This window comes from Salinivibrio sp. VYel1, assembly GCF_009377945.1.
Classification (GTDB): Bacteria; Pseudomonadota; Gammaproteobacteria; order Enterobacterales; family Vibrionaceae; genus Salinivibrio; species Salinivibrio siamensis.
Genome location: NZ_RSAM01000009.1, coordinates 83128 through 99687, shown reverse-complemented (window position 1 = coordinate 99687; position 16560 = coordinate 83128). Strand labels below are relative to the sequence as shown.

Annotated in this window: 20 protein-coding genes and 1 tRNA gene; 5 read left to right on the top strand and 16 right to left on the bottom strand. The window is 49.3% G+C overall.

Annotation, left to right across the window (positions count from 1 at the left end):
• Window positions 1-24: 24 nt before the first annotated feature.
• The 9 genes from EHW58_RS10170 to EHW58_RS10130 all read right to left on the bottom strand — a co-directional run bounded on the left by EHW58_RS10170 (window position 25) and on the right by EHW58_RS10130 (window position 7447).
• Entirely contained in the window at window positions 25-819 is a 795-nt protein-coding gene (locus EHW58_RS10170; protein ID WP_152796304.1) for a flagellar basal body L-ring protein FlgH, read from the bottom strand.
• 20 nt (window positions 820-839) lie between these two features.
• Window positions 840-1628: a flagellar basal-body rod protein FlgG gene (flgG, locus tag EHW58_RS10165; protein ID WP_046074963.1), complete on the bottom strand. Its 789-nt coding sequence runs from the start codon at window positions 1626-1628 to the stop codon at window positions 840-842.
• A gap of 22 nt (window positions 1629-1650) precedes the next feature.
• Window positions 1651-2400, bottom strand: a complete 750-nt coding sequence (flgF, locus tag EHW58_RS10160) for a flagellar basal-body rod protein FlgF (RefSeq protein ID WP_046074964.1) — start codon at window positions 2398-2400, stop codon at window positions 1651-1653.
• Window positions 2401-2574: 174 nt separating this feature from the next.
• A complete protein-coding gene (flgE, locus tag EHW58_RS10155) occupies window positions 2575-3888 on the bottom strand; it encodes a flagellar hook protein FlgE (protein WP_152796234.1) in 1314 nt (437 codons plus the stop codon).
• A gap of 24 nt (window positions 3889-3912) precedes the next feature.
• Complete coding sequence (gene flgD, locus EHW58_RS10150) at window positions 3913-4656, bottom strand: flagellar hook assembly protein FlgD (protein ID WP_046074966.1); 744 nt, start codon at window positions 4654-4656, stop codon at window positions 3913-3915.
• A 14-nt stretch (window positions 4657-4670) separates the two neighbouring features.
• Window positions 4671-5084 (bottom strand): flagellar basal body rod protein FlgC, encoded by a 414-nt coding sequence (gene flgC, locus EHW58_RS10145; protein WP_046074967.1) that lies wholly within the window; start codon window positions 5082-5084, stop codon window positions 4671-4673.
• Between the two features lie 3 nt (window positions 5085-5087).
• Window positions 5088-5483, bottom strand: a complete 396-nt coding sequence (gene flgB, locus EHW58_RS10140) for a flagellar basal body rod protein FlgB (RefSeq protein ID WP_046074968.1) — start codon at window positions 5481-5483, stop codon at window positions 5088-5090.
• 186 nt (window positions 5484-5669) lie between these two features.
• Window positions 5670-6497: a protein-glutamate O-methyltransferase gene (locus tag EHW58_RS10135; RefSeq protein WP_152796232.1), complete on the bottom strand. Its 828-nt coding sequence runs from the start codon at window positions 6495-6497 to the stop codon at window positions 5670-5672.
• Window positions 6498-6523: 26 nt separating this feature from the next.
• Window positions 6524-7447: a chemotaxis protein CheV gene (locus EHW58_RS10130; protein ID WP_152796230.1), complete on the bottom strand. Its 924-nt coding sequence runs from the start codon at window positions 7445-7447 to the stop codon at window positions 6524-6526.
• Between the two features lie 125 nt (window positions 7448-7572).
• On the opposite strand from EHW58_RS10130, the gene flgA reads away from it, so the two are divergent.
• The 3 genes from flgA to EHW58_RS10115 all read left to right on the top strand — a co-directional run bounded on the left by flgA (window position 7573) and on the right by EHW58_RS10115 (window position 9129).
• Window positions 7573-8265: a flagellar basal body P-ring formation chaperone FlgA gene (gene flgA / locus EHW58_RS10125; RefSeq protein ID WP_152796228.1), complete on the top strand. Its 693-nt coding sequence runs from the start codon at window positions 7573-7575 to the stop codon at window positions 8263-8265.
• An 89-nt stretch (window positions 8266-8354) separates the two neighbouring features.
• Window positions 8355-8678: a flagellar biosynthesis anti-sigma factor FlgM gene (flgM, locus tag EHW58_RS10120; protein WP_046074972.1), complete on the top strand. Its 324-nt coding sequence runs from the start codon at window positions 8355-8357 to the stop codon at window positions 8676-8678.
• Between the two features lie 16 nt (window positions 8679-8694).
• Window positions 8695-9129, top strand: coding sequence for a flagella synthesis protein FlgN (locus EHW58_RS10115; protein ID WP_152796226.1), 435 nt, complete (start codon window positions 8695-8697; stop codon window positions 9127-9129).
• Window positions 9130-9431: 302 nt separating this feature from the next.
• Here EHW58_RS10115 and EHW58_RS10110 read toward each other — a convergent pair whose 3' ends face one another.
• Together EHW58_RS10110 and EHW58_RS10105 are read right to left on the bottom strand one after the other, a co-directional pair.
• Window positions 9432-9866, bottom strand: coding sequence for an LPP20 family lipoprotein (locus EHW58_RS10110; RefSeq protein WP_046074974.1), 435 nt, complete (start codon window positions 9864-9866; stop codon window positions 9432-9434).
• Between the two features lie 24 nt (window positions 9867-9890).
• Complete coding sequence (locus EHW58_RS10105) at window positions 9891-10526, bottom strand: FlgO family outer membrane protein (protein WP_046074975.1); 636 nt, start codon at window positions 10524-10526, stop codon at window positions 9891-9893.
• A gap of 210 nt (window positions 10527-10736) precedes the next feature.
• On the opposite strand from EHW58_RS10105, the gene EHW58_RS10100 reads away from it, so the two are divergent.
• Both EHW58_RS10100 and EHW58_RS10095 read left to right on the top strand, forming a co-directional pair.
• Window positions 10737-11870, top strand: a complete 1134-nt coding sequence (locus EHW58_RS10100; protein WP_152796224.1) for a flagella assembly protein FlgT — start codon at window positions 10737-10739, stop codon at window positions 11868-11870.
• A 50-nt stretch (window positions 11871-11920) separates the two neighbouring features.
• A tRNA-Arg gene (locus EHW58_RS10095) sits at window positions 11921-11996 on the top strand.
• An 8-nt stretch (window positions 11997-12004) separates the two neighbouring features.
• Here the strand turns inward: EHW58_RS10095 and EHW58_RS10090 are convergent.
• From EHW58_RS10090 to ribE, 5 genes are all read right to left on the bottom strand, one after another.
• Window positions 12005-13894: a BCCT family transporter gene (locus tag EHW58_RS10090; RefSeq protein ID WP_152796221.1), complete on the bottom strand. Its 1890-nt coding sequence runs from the start codon at window positions 13892-13894 to the stop codon at window positions 12005-12007.
• A 144-nt stretch (window positions 13895-14038) separates the two neighbouring features.
• The gene (gene pgpA / locus EHW58_RS10085; RefSeq protein ID WP_370517851.1) at window positions 14039-14527 is read right to left on the bottom strand and encodes a phosphatidylglycerophosphatase A; all 489 of its coding nucleotides are present in this window, start codon (window positions 14525-14527) and stop codon (window positions 14039-14041) included.
• The gene (gene thiL, locus EHW58_RS10080; protein WP_152796219.1) at window positions 14514-15503 is read right to left on the bottom strand and encodes a thiamine-phosphate kinase; all 990 of its coding nucleotides are present in this window, start codon (window positions 15501-15503) and stop codon (window positions 14514-14516) included. Before thiL ends, pgpA begins: the two co-directional genes overlap by 14 nt.
• Before the next feature lie 63 nt (window positions 15504-15566).
• A complete protein-coding gene (gene nusB, locus EHW58_RS10075; RefSeq protein ID WP_069363225.1) occupies window positions 15567-16031 on the bottom strand; it encodes a transcription antitermination factor NusB in 465 nt (154 codons plus the stop codon).
• Window positions 16032-16502: a 6,7-dimethyl-8-ribityllumazine synthase gene (gene ribE, locus EHW58_RS10070; protein ID WP_046074980.1), complete on the bottom strand. Its 471-nt coding sequence runs from the start codon at window positions 16500-16502 to the stop codon at window positions 16032-16034.
• Window positions 16503-16560: the final 58 nt, after the last annotated feature.

Sequence of the window (16560 nt, the reverse complement as noted above, 5' to 3'; positions counted from 1 at the left end):
TCAACTCTCCGACACATTGTAGGGCTACAAGGTGACATTAAAGAATCGTGCCAACCAGCCTTGCTCTTGGGTATCTTGTCGCTCACCTGTCCCTGAATACTGAATTCTAGCGTTGGAAATACGGGTCGAAGCAATGGTGTTGTCAGGGCCAATATCGGCCGGGCGAATTGTACCGCTGAGGCGGATATATTCCTCCCCTGAATTCAAGGTAAGCCACTTTTCACCGCGTACCATCAAATTCCCATTCGCGAGTACATCCACCACCTGTACAGAGATAGAGCCTTGCAGGCTGTTGCTCTGATCCGCCGAGGTGGAGCCGGTTACCGAGTTGTCGTTACTGACCTCGTACGACAGTGTTCGCTCACCAATGGTGATCTCCTCACCGCCTAGTGATAAGGGATCCATACTGAGATCATTGGATTTAGCCAAGTCAGAACTGGCACTTTTTTGCGCTTGGGTGTTTTCTTCCAGCATCACGGTCACAATGTCACCCAGACTACGTGGTTTTGAACCATCGTACAGGTCACGCTGGTCATTCACGTTGAATAAGGATCCTGTCGCCGTGGCGTAATGCTCGGGCGCTTGTTGCGGCCGGATTGGCGACCACGCTGGATCATCCGCTTTGGGGTCTTCACGTTGACGCAATAAGCCAATCAAGCCTTCGCTGTCCGGTGTGGTGTCCCCTTCGACCGCGTCGGTGGTCGAGGTCGCTTGGTCAAGATCACTGCCTGTGTCTTGTTGCCCCGGCAATGAACAGCCACCTAGCCCCAACAAGGTGGCAAGGAAAAGGCCTGGGATTAATATACGTTGCACCGTCATCATTGCCTCCTTAACCCTTATTACAGCTGCTGATTGACGTAGCTGAGCATCTGGTCGACCGACGAGATCACTTTGGAGTTCATTTCGTAGACGCGCTGAGCCTCAATCATATTCACCAGCTCTTCGGTGACATTCACGTTAGAGGTTTCCAGCATCGATTGCTTCACTTCACCGAACCCATCGAGTCCAGGCACCCCCTCTTGAGGATCACCACTCGCACCAGTGGGCAGGTAAATATTCTGGCCGATAGGCTCCAACCCACCTGGGTTAATAAAATCAACCGTGGTTATTTGCCCGAGTACTTGGTTCTCTTGTTGACCACGTAATCGCACAGACACTTCACCATCCGTTCCGACCGTAATTTGTACCGCGTCTTCAGGAACAGTAATTTCTGGCTCTAGCGTATAGCCCGCACCTGATGTCACTATCGTGCCTTCGTCATTCAGGGTAAATTGGCCGTTACGCTGATAGCCGATGTTGCCATCAGGCAGTAATACTTGGAAAAAGCCATCCCCTTCAATCATCATATCAAGGGCATTGTCTGTGGTTTGCACATTACCATTGGTGTGCACGCGCTGAGTGGCCACCACTTTTGAACCAGCACCGAGCATCAATCCACTTGGCAACTCAGTGTTCTGTGAGGATTGCCCACCTGGTTGGTTGATGTTCTGGTAGAAGAGATCTTCAAACACCGCGCGTGATTTTTTAAACCCGACCGTGGATGCGTTGGCTAGGTTATTCGAAATCGTCGAGATATTGGTCTGCTGCGCATCAAGTCCGGTTTTACTGACCCATAATGCTGGATGCATAATTACTTCCTCTTAATAAACCTTAGCCAAGCCGTAATAACGATGAAGACGACTCGTCCATTTTTTCCGCGGTTTTCATTAACTTCACTTGCATTTCAAAATGACGTTGCAAGTCGATTAACCCAGTCATCTCACCCACAGCGTTGACATTACTGCCTTCTAACGCGCCCGTTTGCAACGTCACACCCGCATCGGCCGGAAACACAGTGCCGGGCTCTTTGGGTTTGAACACGCCGTCTTTGTCTTTAAAGAGATCTTGATTATCTGGGCGAACCAGTTTGATTCTATCCACCACTTCCATCGCATCAGCTGGCGCACCTTGGGGGAGTACAGAGACACCGCCGTCTTTGCCCACTTCAATTTTGGCTGCAGGGAGGGGAATAAATATCGGGCCCCCACTCTCTCCGACAATGAGGTTACCATTACTGTTTTGGAGTAAGCCGGTTTGATCCACTTTGAGATGGCCCGCACGGGTATAGCCTTCTTGCCCTTGGCTGTCTAGCACTGACATCCAGCCTTCACCTTGCACCGCCACATCGAGGTTTCGGCCAGTGGTGATCGTCGAGCCTTGTTCAAAGCTGTATCCAGGTCGCTCAGTCATGTTAAACACACGGCTGGGTAGTCCTTCACCATAGGCCTGCATGGAGCGAGATTGCTCTAAATCTGCTCGAAAGCCTGTGGTGCTGACATTGGCCAGGTTATTGGCGCGCAGTTGCATGGCCTGCATATCTTGCTTTGCGCCACTCATGGCTAGGTATAACGAGCGATCCATAATTGGTTGCCTCCACAATCGTTCTACAGAGAAGAAAGCAAAGAGCGTGCCAGTAATTTAAATCGTTAAATATCAGCACTTTAACAGGGATGTGGTGTGGTTAAAAAGAAAGAAAAAAGGGAGAGAATGGAAAAGCCTTGCCGCCCTATGGCTAAGCGGCAAGGCGTATCATCGCTAGCGGATCTGTAGGATATTTTGTTGCATCTGGTTGCTCACTTCCAAGGCACGAGAGTTTGCTTGGAAATTTCGCTGCGCGGTGATCAAATCAACCAACTCTTGGGTCATATCGATATTGGACTGTTCGATCGTGCCACTTTTTACCTGCCCGAAGGCTCCTTGCATCGCTTCACCAAAAACGGGGTCACCCGAATCTTGCGTCACGTCCCATTGCGTATTGCCCACTTGTGCCAAGCCTTGCTGGTTGGCAACACGCACCATCGCCACTCGTCCTAGCGCGACATTTTCGCCGTTACTGTAGGTCGCCATGATAGTGCCTTTAGGATCAATGTCGACTTTGGTGAGATACCCCGTGGTTGCGCCATCATCGGTGAATTTTCGCATCTCAAACGGTGCCGCATACTGGGTCGGATTATCGAAGTTGAGCGTGAGCTGCTGATCACCATTCGCGCCGTTCATTTCCAATCCCGCCCCCGCAGGCCCTAGGGCATCGGTCACGATCGGGTTGCCACCATTGATATTGTTCACTGAACCATCAGAGTTAAAGTCGATGGTGTGGCCAACCTGTCCAGACGCGCTCGTCACGTTACCACCTTGAATATTCACCGGCTTCTCGCCTTCAGGATCTGTCATGGTGTAGTACACTGACCAGCTGTTCGGGTTCGCCGGATCGTTGCCTTTTACATAGTACGTCGACAACTTATATGGCTGACCGAGGGAGTCATAGACTGTGGCAGAGGTTTGCTTATTGTAGGTTTCTGGATCTTCAAAATTAAACTGCGCGGGATCTTTCTCTTCCCCGCCGGCAGGCAAGTTCAAGCCGATATCAACATTTTGTGACGCACGAGGCTGGCCAAACTGATCTGGGACATTGAGCGACTGCGGCTCATACGACGAAACCTGCTGAGTATCAGGGTCGACATTATAACCGAGCAGATACTGGCCTTCAGAGTTGATAATGTCGTTATTTTTATCAAGGTGGAAGGCACCGTTGCGCGTTAAGTGGTAATCGTTGTTTTGCAGCTTGTCATTTGACACGCCGAAAAAACCATTACCGCTAATCCGCAAATCAAGCGGGTTGTTGGTGTAGATACTCGAGCCTTCGTGGAACTGCTGTGCCACGGTCGACGTTTGTACACCGGTCCCGTTCGTGGTCTTCGAATTAGAGAAGATGGAGGTTGAGTAGACATCACCAAACTCAGCACGTGACTCCTTAAAGCCATACGTATTGGCATTCGAGATGTTGTTACTGGTGGTGTTCATGTCTTTCTGGGCCGCACCAAGGCCACTTAACGCAATATTAAAACCCATTGCTTTTCACTCCTAATAAATCGGTTAGCCTTTCGTCACATTTCCGACGTCGGCATTACCGACCTCTAGCACTTCAGCAAGCTTAAACGGTGAGGAGAAGCCGGCAAGATTTAGCATCACGTTGCCATCGCCATTCCCCAGCAAGACACTGTTTACATTGGCATAGGTCGACACATCAAACTCTTGAGTTTGGCCATCAACCAAGCCGCTAACTTTGAGCTTATAGGTCCCTTCCGGCATAGGATTGCCGTTATCGTCGAGCCCATCCCATTCCACACGGTGATCGCCCGGCGGTTTGGCACCCATACTGAACGTTCGTAATAGCTGTCCTTGTTCGTTTTCAACTCGGACACTGACGTTATCGAGCGCACGCGGCAACTTCACCATACCAGCCACACCGCCAGTCTCTCCTTTAACACCTGTCGATCCAGGCACAAGGACATCACGTCCGACCAAGGATGACGCTTGCAATGCTTGGTTGGAAGTAATCGACTCGTTGAACGTATCAAACTGATTGTTCATTTTGCCGATGCCTTCTACCGTCGCAAAAGACGCCATCTGCGAGATCATCTTGTCATTATCGACAGGTTTGAACGGATCCTGTTGTGACAGCTGTTTGGTGAGCAGAGAAAGAAAGTCTTCTTGCTTGAGTGCCTGTTTGCCTGTTGTACTATCTTGGCTCTCTTGCAGTTTTTTCTCTTGCTGCGCCTTTAGCTGGTCAATGTAGGACAGTCCGTTACTCGAACCTGTACCGTCGATTCCGGCCATCTTCGCCTCCTACATTACTGCCCCATCTGAAGCGTACGCATCAGCATTTGTTTACTGGCATCGGCAACCTGCACGTTGGTCTGGTAGGCCCGCGATGCCGAAATCATGTTCGCCATTTCTTCCATGACATTCACGTTCGGTTTGAAGATATACCCTTCTTCATTCGACATCGGATGATCAGGGTTATATTCCGCCCGTAATGGCTTTTGGCTTTCCACAATACCGTCAATGTTGACCGGCACACTTTCCCCTTGCTGTTTAAAGCGGTTAAGCTCCGCAGAGAAAATCGGATGCCGAGCTCGATACGTTTCTTCCGCAGAACTGCTCACCGAGTTGGCATTGGCCAGGTTGCTTGATGTGGTGTTCAATCGTACTGACTCGGCACTCATCGCCGATCCCGACACGTTAAAAATATTAAACAAACTCATCGATTATTTCCCATTCAATGCCTTCTTCATGTTCTTGAACTTAGAGCCAAGAAAGTCCAGTGAGGCTTGGTATTCTAGTGCGTTCTGCATGAACAAATTCTTTTCTAATTGCGCATCAACCGTGTTGCCATCGCCAGTGTCTGGTTGCGTGGGGATACGGTATTTCTTTTCCCCCATCACCTGGCTAGAGGCAGCAATGTGCCGCTCATTGGTGCGGCTTAGGCCAATACTTGCCTCGGATGTTGCCGCTTTTAAGGCGCGTTGAAAGTCGATGTCTTGCGCCTTGTAACCTGGCGTGTTGGCATTCGCAATGTTGCTAGACAGGGTTTCTGCCCGCTTGCCTCTAACGCCAACTGTGTGCTGGTGCACACCAAGTGCATTGTCAAATGTGATCGCCATGGACAACCTCCGAGTTCTTACTGCATGTAATAAAGCAAACAGGGTGCCAAGTTTTCAACAAGGCCTTGTTTTTGTCTTCAGCTCAGGTGGGACGTGGGGTGAGAGACAGGAATGTCTATCGATAAAAAGTGAGAGAGCGGCAGAGAGATGTAAAAAGCGGCAAACCATGTGCCGCTTTGCCGCCTGCTATTTAAGCTTATAGATAATGCCGGGGTTACAGCGGATCATTTCAAACTTATCGGTTAACCCCGTGAGTGACTCCGACGCGCCCAAGATCAAGTAACCGCCAGGATTCAATGCCCCCGCCATCTGATTCAACACTTTGGCTTTCATATCAGGTGAAAAGTAGATCAGTACATTACGACAAAAAATGATGTCGAACTTGCCTAACAGACTATAGCTTTCCATCAAGTTTTGCGGGCGGAACGTCACCATGCGCTTGATATTTTCTTTCACCCGCATTTTGCCATCTCCCACGTCCTCGAAAAAGGTACGTCGACGTTCCGGCGACAGTCCGCGTCCCAGTGCCAAGTTGTCGTATATCCCCTGGCGACACGCCTCCAGCATGGATGTCGATATATCAGTCGCGGTGATACTCACGCTTCCAAGCATGCCAGGTTTGCGTTGCTGGGTTTCCGCCACTGTCATGGCAATGGAGTAGGGCTCCTGCCCTGAGGAGCTTGCTGAAGACCAGATTTTTATCGGCTTACGAGATTTGGCTAGCTCGGGTAACAAACGATGTGCCAGCACTTCATACGGATAAGTATCGCGAAACCATAAGGTTTCATTGGTGGTCATCGCATCTATCGCAGCGACTGCCAGCTCGCGATTACGTCCAGTGGTGACTGACTTTATCAACTCTGACAGCGACCCCACACCAAATTTATTCACCAGCGGGCTCAAGCGGCTACGTACCAGATACTGCTTGCTGTCTCCCAGTACGATCCCACACTTGGCTTCGAGATGTTTGCAAAAGTCTCGATATTCTTGGTCACTGATTGCTACATTTGTCATTAATTAACTCAATCGCTTTGGTTGGGTTACGACTTAACCGCCTCGAGTACGGTAGAGCCCAATTCGTCAGGGTCGAACTTCGCGATAAACGAGTTAGCCCCGACACGCTCAACCATGGCCTCATTAAATACCCCACTCAATGATGAGTGCAATACTACATGAAGATCTTTAAGACTCGAATCTTTTCTAATCTCAGTTGTGAGGGTATACCCATCCATTTCAGGCATTTCGATATCGGAGATCACCAAGGCAAGTTGACTATAGATGCTTCCCTCAGCGGCCATTTCTTTCAGTTTTTCGAGTGCTTCTTTGCCATCTTGTACCAAGATAACGTCATAACCGACGCTTTCAACCGCGCGCTTCACCTGTCGGCGTGCAACGCTGGAATCATCGGCCACTAGCACTTGACTCGGAGCACTTTCTTCCCGCTCTTCACGTTTCGAGAGTACTTCCTCACTCACATCTTCATTCACAGGCGCGATTTCATTGAGAATTTTTTCAACGTCGAGCACTTCCACCAACTCGTTATCAATTTCGGTGACCGCAGTGAGGTAGTGCGATCGTCCTGTCCCTTGCGGGGGAGGAAGAATTTTTTCCCAGTTCATATTGACGATACGCTCGACCGAGCCGACTAAAAAGCCCTGCATGGAACGGTTAAACTCGGCAATAATCACAAAGCGGTTCTCTGGATCGGGAATAGCTGGCCCGCCAGTTGCTAGGCTCATGTCGATGACAGAGACGGTTTGACCGCGGATGTGGGCCACTCCTTTCACCAAAGGATGCAAATTTGCCATTGCGGTGAGCCGTGGGCACTGCAACACTTCTTTGACTTTAAAAACATTAATGCCAAAGCGCTGTTTTCTCATCAGGCGGAAAGTCAACAGCTCTAACCGGTTTTGCCCTACCAGCTGTGTACGCTGGTTGACCGAATCAAGAACACCACCTGTCATAAGATAAACTCCATATTGCCCCGTTTTTTTTGTAGAGTAGCATGGTAATCATAGTGGGTAATCACATGACTCTCGAGAAAAGAAGGGATTTTTTTTCTTAACGTCCGCTACTGCTGGATTGAATTATGTCCAAGATATCACGTTTATTTATCGTCATTTGGCTTGCAAGCTTTAGCCTAAGTATAGCTGCTGCGACAGTAAGTCAAATTGAAGCGGTGCAAGAAGCCGCAGAGGCACATGTCGCCGGTATTATTTCTCTACCTAAAAATGGCGAACTCAACATCGCGGCGGGGAACCTTGATTCGCGCATGCGCCTAACCGATTGCCCCGTGCCACTCGACACCAAAGTGCCAGGCCGTCAACAGATTAATACCTCGGTCACCGTGATGGTGTCTTGTGATCGAGACAACTGGCAAGTGTATATTCCGGTTAAAATCGAGTTGATGACCCCCTCGGTTGTCGCAAAGCGACCACTCAACCGTGGCATGACTATTGCATCGAATGATCTAGCTGTTCAAATGGTAAATAGTCGGTTTCAACGCGGGCATACCTATACGCAACCCGCGCGTTTAATTGGCTCTAAAGTCAAACGAACCGTGGGAATAGGTGAACCGATCAGCAGTAACGATGTCTGCGCCGTGTGTCGAAATGATGACGTTTTGATCACTGCGCAAGGAAACGGACTGAACATTGTTGCAAAAGGCACGGCATTAAGTGATGGCGCTCTAGGTGAGCAAATAAAAGTGAAGAACAATAAATCTAACCGGATTGTCGATGCTACAATCTCAGCGGTCGGCGAAGTAACGGTTAATTTCTAACTTTTTACGTCACAATGCTAAAGTAACAGCAAGGTGTGCCGATATGCTGAGCAACGGACTCAAAAAGCGACTGACAGTAAGGCGATGTTATGGCGAGTATTGACCAACTACGTGGTAATCAGCAACCCCTGACCACAACTCGTAATACGAGTAACCAGACCAAAACACAAGAAACGCAAAGCGGCTCAGTCCGTGAACAGCAAGGGGTAAAACCCCAAGACGACGCTGTTTCACTCAGCCAACAAAGCCAAGTGATCGATAAAATGAATCAGAAAATGGCATCTGAGCCTTACTTTGATAGCGCCAAGGTTGATCAAATCAAGCAAGCGATATCAAACGGCTCTTACAAAGTAGATCCTGATAAGCTCGCCGCAAACATGATGCGTTTCGAGAACGATCTCAACGACAGCTAAGCTGATTGGAGTGGTTATGACCCCTACTGCGCCTTTAAAAACCTTGGTTGAACAGCAACTCGAGCGAGTCCAAGCGCTACAAAGCGTGCTCGAGCAAGAAGCCGGTGTCATTGCCAGCCGCTCCTCTGAAGATATCGAAGCAATAGCCAAGCAAAAACAGTCGCTTATCAACGAAATTCAACGTAATGATGCGCAAATTAGCCGTCACCCAGAGCGCGATTTACTTAACCATGATGAAACGTTAAGTGAACACGTGAATGCCATTCAAGCCACCCTCTCAGCCTGCAAACAGCAAAATGAAACCAATGGCATCGCGCTTCAGCGCGCGAGTCTGAGTATTCATCGCCTGCGCAACCTGTTCCAAGAAAGCGGTGGTAAGTCAGAATTGACCTATAATCAAGACGGCAATGCGTCGGGGAGAAAAACCCTAGGCACTAACGTTAAAGCATAACGTCTTTCCTACGAACAACGACCACGCTCCAAGCCACCACACCGGCCACCTATTTGTCTCGCTTTTCTTGCCTATCTTATCGGCGCACAATCGTCTGCCTGTTTTTTGTCGACTCTGGCTTGCTCCCTAAGATGGCCTAACGCACTATCGCGCCACGATGGTACCTGACTCAAGCACAAAAAAAGCGAGCATAGTGCTCGCTCTCCGTCTAAAGGCATACGTCGTTTTTACACCCTGCCTGCTTAAGTGCCAAGATGTTGGCGTCATCCTTCTCATTTGATCAAAGCAAGACGCCCTAGTGGCTAGAAAATAATATTATTGTTATTCGGTACAGGCTGCGATTCGCCATAGCGTTTCATTTTCTGCATGGTATCGAGATCGAGTTCGAGTTCAGTGACGTAACTGTCACCCACTTTATAACTGGCCACCACTTCTGCGCCGCGAATAATACCATCCACCGCGCCCTGGGTCGTGTCGCGGCCTAAACTTTGATCATCAACGCGTGCACGGCTGCTAACCCGCAAGCCATATACTTGTTCACTCAATTCTTTGTACGCATCCACTTTAGAGGCACGCATGGCCCGGGTTTCTTTTTCTTCTTGGGTTGCGCCTTGTTGTGCACTAATTGACGCCATTCCCACCGCCGAGATGATATTTTCTTCTTTCATCTTAGTTAATGGCTGACAGGCTGACAGCATCAGCAAGATTGCGATGACAAATCCGTGTTTCGTAAACATTTATCTACCTTACTCTTTCCTGTACTAAGGTTTTAGCACCACTGTCTCTCGCTTCACGCGGTTTTGATCGTCTCGAATAATCACGCCATCGCGTTTGCGAACCTTGTATAAACTATCAATATCACGCCCAATACGATCGGCCGGCAAGAAGCCCTGCGCCGAAGCAACCACCACGCGAGATTCCATACCGATTACCCGGGCATTAACCAATACCCCGCCGCCTTGACGCAACATAGTCCCCGTCAATACATAATCGATTTGTTGTTCAGGGTTAAGTTCTTTCCAGTCTCGGCTAATGGTAAAATCACCATCTTCCGTCACCCGAATCGCGCCCGTCGATTTAAAGTCAATCACCGTAAAGCCGCGGCGCTGCATTTGATAAATCAGTCCCTCGGTGACGGTATTACCTAACCAGTTGGTCTCATCCATTTTTTGCAAATCAACAAACGAGGTGACCGCCAAGGGCGTTCGCGCTGTCAAATACGCATTGGTGGCTAACAGCTCATCGGCCATACTGTTTAGAAAGTAATCAAGCGTGTGACGTGGCCGCTGCTTAAGGAAAAACTCACTGCCCGAATACGGCTCTTTGCCGTTATAAATTGGCGTGTAAGCACAGCCTGTTACCAATAGCGCTACTATCGCCACTATCCACTTTTTCATCGTATCATGCTCCGCGCTCAGTCATCGATGTGAGACAAGTGTGTCATTAAGGGTATCGGTTGATTTGATGAAACCTTTACCTTTGATTGCTGGCTCTATTTAGGTACACAACTTGCATCAGCGTCTTTGCGTCATCTTTTTGGTAGGGCTTAACCCTACGCTCTAATAGATTGAAAGCAATTTCCATACCCACTAAGTGAGATCTTGACTATGAAAACCCTTTTGGCGCGGTTAACGCTCATTGTCAGCCTGAGTGTCGCTCCTTGGACACACGCGGCGTGGTATGAAGTATCGGCCAGTTCCCCCATACTCGAAAGCCAGCAAGCCGCCCGTGTTCGGGCACTTGAAGCCGCGACCTTTGATGCTATGCGCTTTGCCGGTGCCGATGTAGGTAGCTTGCAGCAACTCAAGCGTTTTTACTCGCAAGCTAAACCTGGTTATCAGTTTAGCGGCAATGCGGTACGCGAGGTACAAGTCTTAGAAGAAGGCACTCAAGGCGGCAATTATGTTGTCAATCTGCGCTTAGATATCTATCCATCGGCAAACGCTTGCCACAAAACCCAGTATAAAAAAGGCATGGTGTTAACACGTTTTCCGATTGTTTCACCCCAACAAGCCGCGTTAGGGGGCATTTATCAATTTGGCGATGACTTTTCGGTACTCCTCAACCGTGAGATAAAACAACACGCACAGAGCTTTGTCGGGCGTGGTATCGCCAATGTTGATGTCTCTCCTAATGCGCCCCGCACGGTGGCCATGTTAGCTGAAGACAAAGACGCGCAGTTTGTGATCACCGGCGCAATCACTGATCTGTCTGCCACGACGGACGCCAGTGGCTTTGGTGAGGCACAAAATAACCGCCAATTGGCCGTCAATGTCCAGGCAATGGACAGTGAGAGTGGTGAAGTCATATTTCAACGCCGCTATCGCGATGTTGCCCAATGGCCGTTTGAACGCCATAGCCAAGTCGATACCCAGACCGCGCGCTTTTGGCAATCTCCTTATGGGCAAATGGCACGCCGAATGAGTCGAAATATATTGTTAGACTTGGAGTCATCACTGTCTTGTCGCGCCAGTAAGCCAGAAATCGTCGCCCTTAAAGACAATATTGCACAAATAAGTGTCGGGCGTATCAATGGGGTTAAACAAGGCGATCAACTGAACCTGTGGCACATTGCCTCGTTCACCGATGATTTAGGTATCGTACGTACTCAACGTCGAAAAAGCGGCATCACACTGACCGTTGCACGCGTTTATGAAAGCAGCGCGGAAGCCGTGGTTCAGCCCAATAATCTCAGCGGCAGCATACAAATCGGCGACATAGTGACCAAAGGGGTAAATTAAATGAAAACAGGCGCTTAAATCGCGCCTGTTTTTACGTATAATGTCGACACGCTCTCATAGCTCAACAGGATAGAGCAGTCGCCTCCTAAGCGATCGATCGGGGTTCGAGTCCCTGTGGGAGCGCCATCTTTTTCTTACGCCACCTGAGCTTCGTCGTTGTCTGTCGATAACTTCTTATACTCAGCATGCGCTTTCTCCGCCTGCTGAGAAAGGCGAACTTTACGAGCAATTGCATCTTTTAAAGCTTTTTCTGCTTTTCTCAACTTCGCAACTTGCTGCTCTGAAAGCTCATTCATCTCATTTTCAAGGATTTCCCCTTTAAAAAAGCCAAAGTACTCACGTTTCAGAGATGTCAGTGCTTCCGTCTCTTTTTGCACGTCTTCGACGGCCTGGCGTGCAGACTGACATAAGCTTTCAAACTCTCCGAAAGCTGCGCCTTCATGTGACCATGGATCAACCTGCGGGAAAGCCTCAATATGAATGACAGGATCTTCATACTCAGCCTGCTCTCGCAGATCAAGCGTTGCGGCTCGCACAAATGAGATCATCAACAACACCGATATCACCAGTAACGGCAACCCACCAACAATTGCAGCCGTCTGTAATGTCGATAAGCCCCCCATAAACATCAAAACAGCAGGCAAGAAGGACAGCGCAAACGCCCAAAACAAGCGATTCCAACGCATTGGCTCTTCTTCAACATTATTCTGTACAACAGCAGCAAGAATGTAAGATATTGAATCAAACGTCGTTGCTGTGAATATGACACATAATAAGGTAAAAACGGCGATGACCAGGGTCGACATCGGTAACTGATCTAGGGTCGCGAAGATCGCAGCGGGTGCGCCTTGTGCGTTGAGAATCGCGACGACATCAAGTTGGCCACCTAATTGTAGCGATAGGCCATAGTTGCCCAAGACGATAAAGAATAGCGCGCAGCCCATTGAACCAAAGAAAATGGCGCCCGTGACCATCTCTTTAATGGTACGTCCTCGGGAAATCCGCGCGACAAATAGGCCCATAACCGGAGCAAACACTAACCACCATGCCCAATAGAAAATGGTCCAATCTTGTGGGAACTGAGTGTTGGAGAACTCGCCATAGCCTCCAAATGGCTCAGCCCAAGTCGCCATAGAGAAAAAGTTCGACATCATGCGACCGATTGCGTCTAGCCCTGTTTCGAGCATAAACACACTGGGACCAACGATAAAAACGAACAGCAGTAACCCCATTGATCCCCAAAAATTGATATTGCTTAGGAATTTAATCCCTTTTTCCATCCCGACATAAGACGAATAGGCAAAAATCGTCGTACAAATAATGAGCACGCCAACTTGGGTCAATGTATTGTTCGGTAGCCCCGTCAAATATGTCAAACCGCCATTAATAAGTGGTGCGGCTAAACCTAATGTCGTTGCCGCCCCACCCAACATGCCAAAGATAAACATGACATCTAAACATTTACCAAGCGCCCCCTTAGCTCGCCGCTCGCCTATCGCTGGCATTAATGCATTCGAGATTTTTAGCGCAGGTTGTTTCCGAACATAAAAGAAATAAGAGATCGGCAGCGCAGGGATCATATAAATAGCCCAAGCAACGGGTCCCCAATGGAAAATACCGTAGGTGGATGCCCACTGAATCGCGGCTTCACTGCCAGGCGCGTGCTGAAAGGGCGGATTTTGATAGTAATAAGCCCACTCGATACAGCCCCAGTAGAGAATACTGGCACCAATACCACCACAGAATAGCATTGCCGCCCATGAAGCTAGGCCAAACTCTGGTTTCTCGTCTTTTTCGCCCAGTTTGATTTGCCCTAAATCACTAAAGATCACAAAAACCATAAAAAACAACGCAGCAAGCCCGAGAGCCAAATAGGCAACACCGAGCTTACTGGTCATCATGTCTTTTGCATAAGCGATCCACTCTGCACCTTTGACAGGAAAGGCAGCTAACAGTGTCACAACAAGCAGCAACAGCCCTATTGAACCAATAAATGTTGGTTTATCAATAAGTTTTGTATTCATAACTTATATCTCCAGCAAGTAATCGACGCGAGTCTATACTTTTTTCGAAGAATTAAATAACAAAACTTTCTTATGGTAACGAACAGATAATTTTTTCGATGCGAGTGTCGCTTTTTCAGAGCTAACCGTTGCTTAAGCGGCTCACTAAATAGGGAAGAAGTGAGTCATGAGCCACAAGCTCAGCATTGCCATCACGCCAGCTAAAATGTCGTCCAACATGATCCCTAAGCCACCATGGATGTGCTTATCCAACCAGCTGATCGGCCATGGCTTAACCATATCGAAGAGGCGGAATAACACAAAACCGGCTAAAACGGTTTGCCAGTCGGTGGTAGGCACCAACGCCATTGTCAGCCAAAAACCAACAAACTCATCCCAAACAATCGCTCCATGGTCATGCACTTGCATGTCTTTCGATGCCCGACCACAGATAGCAATGCCCGCTAAGCTACCGACAATAATCGCCAACCACAGTGCAAGCGTTCCCCCAACGTTCACCAGCACCAGGTAGAATGGCACCGCAAACAAGGTACCGACCGTCCCGGGTACAATCGGTGATAAGCCACTGCCAAAGCCAAGTGCCAATAGATGATATGGATTGGTCAAGGATAAACGATGCTTAGGATCTGTCACGACGTGGCTCCTTAAAATGATCCCATCCAGACAGCACCCAATCGAGAGGCTGACTGTCTGCCACAAGTTCAAGGCGGTGGTTGCCGGTTATTTGCCCGATGCATTGCACATTGACTCCGCTGTGCTTAAGCGTCGTATCTAGCATCCCCCGATACATTTCCGGTACCGTAAAACAAAGCTCGTACTCCTCGCCACTGGTGAGGGCGAGTTTTTGTGCCTGCTCAGTATCGCCGATCTCCGCTAACAAAGACTCAGAAAGCGGCAGTTGCGTCACATCAACTTTTGCACCGACACCACTAGCGGTGAGGATGTGGGTTAAGTCTGCGTGTAAACCATCAGAAATATCAATCGCCGCTGACGCGATACCTCGCAATGCCTGTCCAGCGGTCACTCGTGGCTGAGGCCGATAATGACGATTGATCAATGTGGTTGCGCGAGCCTTATCAACCACTGGCTTGCCGAGAATATAATCGAGCCCCGCTTGGCTCTCACCCAATGTGCCGGTCACAAAAATCCAGTCGCCCGGTTTCGCCCCCGCACGAGTCAGCGCCTGCCCTTTAGGAACATGACCATGTAGGGTAATGGTGATGCTTTTGGGCCCACGTGTGGTATCACCGCCAATCAGCTGGACTTGAAAGTGCTCGGCAAGGGCCGCAAAGCCTTGGCAAAACCCTGCCACCCAAGCTTCATCGGGGTCAGGCAAGGTAAGCGCCAGTGAACACCACGCTGGTATTGCGCCCATTGCAGCCAGATCGCTTAAGTTAGAGGCTAACGCTTTATGCGCCACATCAGAGGCACTCGCAGTCGGAAGAAAATGGGTGCCCTCCACCAGCGTATCTGTGGTCACCACTAACTGGCAGCCTTCAGGGACCTCGACCAACGCACAGTCATCACCAATACCTAAAGCGACATCACGACGCTTGACCGGCTGACGAGCGAAGTAGTCGCGAATCAAATCAAATTCGTTGCGTGTCATAAACACTATTTTGTTGGATAGAACAATAAAAAGGCCAGCAGTGCTGGCCTAGTCAGGAAGGGATTAGCGCAGCCGAGGGTACGCTTTATCCAAGACGCCATTAACAAACTTATGGCTGTCTTCTGCGCCAAAGCGTTTGGCCAGTTCCACGGCCTCATTGATAACCACTTTGTAGGGGACATCGTCGCACTTGATCAGCTCATACATTGCAAGGCGTAGTAAGGCGTGCTCCATATCATCTAAATCCTGCAAAGGACGGGATAGGTACGGGCGCATCTTACTATCAAGCTCTTGATGGCTAAGCGCTACACCGCTAAACAGATTACGAAAATAAGCAACATCCGTTTCTGGTTCACGTAGAAGCGGCTCGGTTTTCTGATGCTCGTCTTCTTCTTCGTATTTATCTGCGGCAAGAAACGCGGCTTCAATATCAGCGACATTGCCTTGCGCTAGCTGCCATGAATAGATGGCTTGCAATGCAAACTGACGTGCATTACGTCGTGCGGCTGGTTTCACTTTAACCCCCATTTAGGATTCAATTTGGGACAGAACATTCACCATTTCAAGCGCGCTCAGTGCAGCCTCTGCCCCTTTGTTACCAGCCTTGGTACCTGCGCGTTCGATCGCTTGCTCAATGGTGTCTACCGTCAGCACACCAAATGCGACTGGGGTTTCAAACTCCAGTGCAACTTGTGCTAACCCTTTATTACATTCTCCGGCGACATAGTCAAAATGCGGTGTGCCACCACGGATCACCGATCCGAGTGCCACAATCGCGTCATAGCGACCGCTCTTGGCGAGCTTTTGGGTCACCACAGGCAACTCGTAGGCACCTGGGCAACGCACCACGGTGATATTATCGTCGTTGACTTGGCCTTGGCGCTTCAGTGCGTCAACCGCACCATCCAGCAAACTCTCGTTGATAAAGCTATTAAAGCGAGAGATAACAATAGCAACCTGCGCGTTGGGCGCGGCAAATGCCCCTTCGATTACGTTCATGAGCCTTCCTGTGACTTGCTTTCCGGAATGAGAAACCGCGCGATTCTACCACATTTTT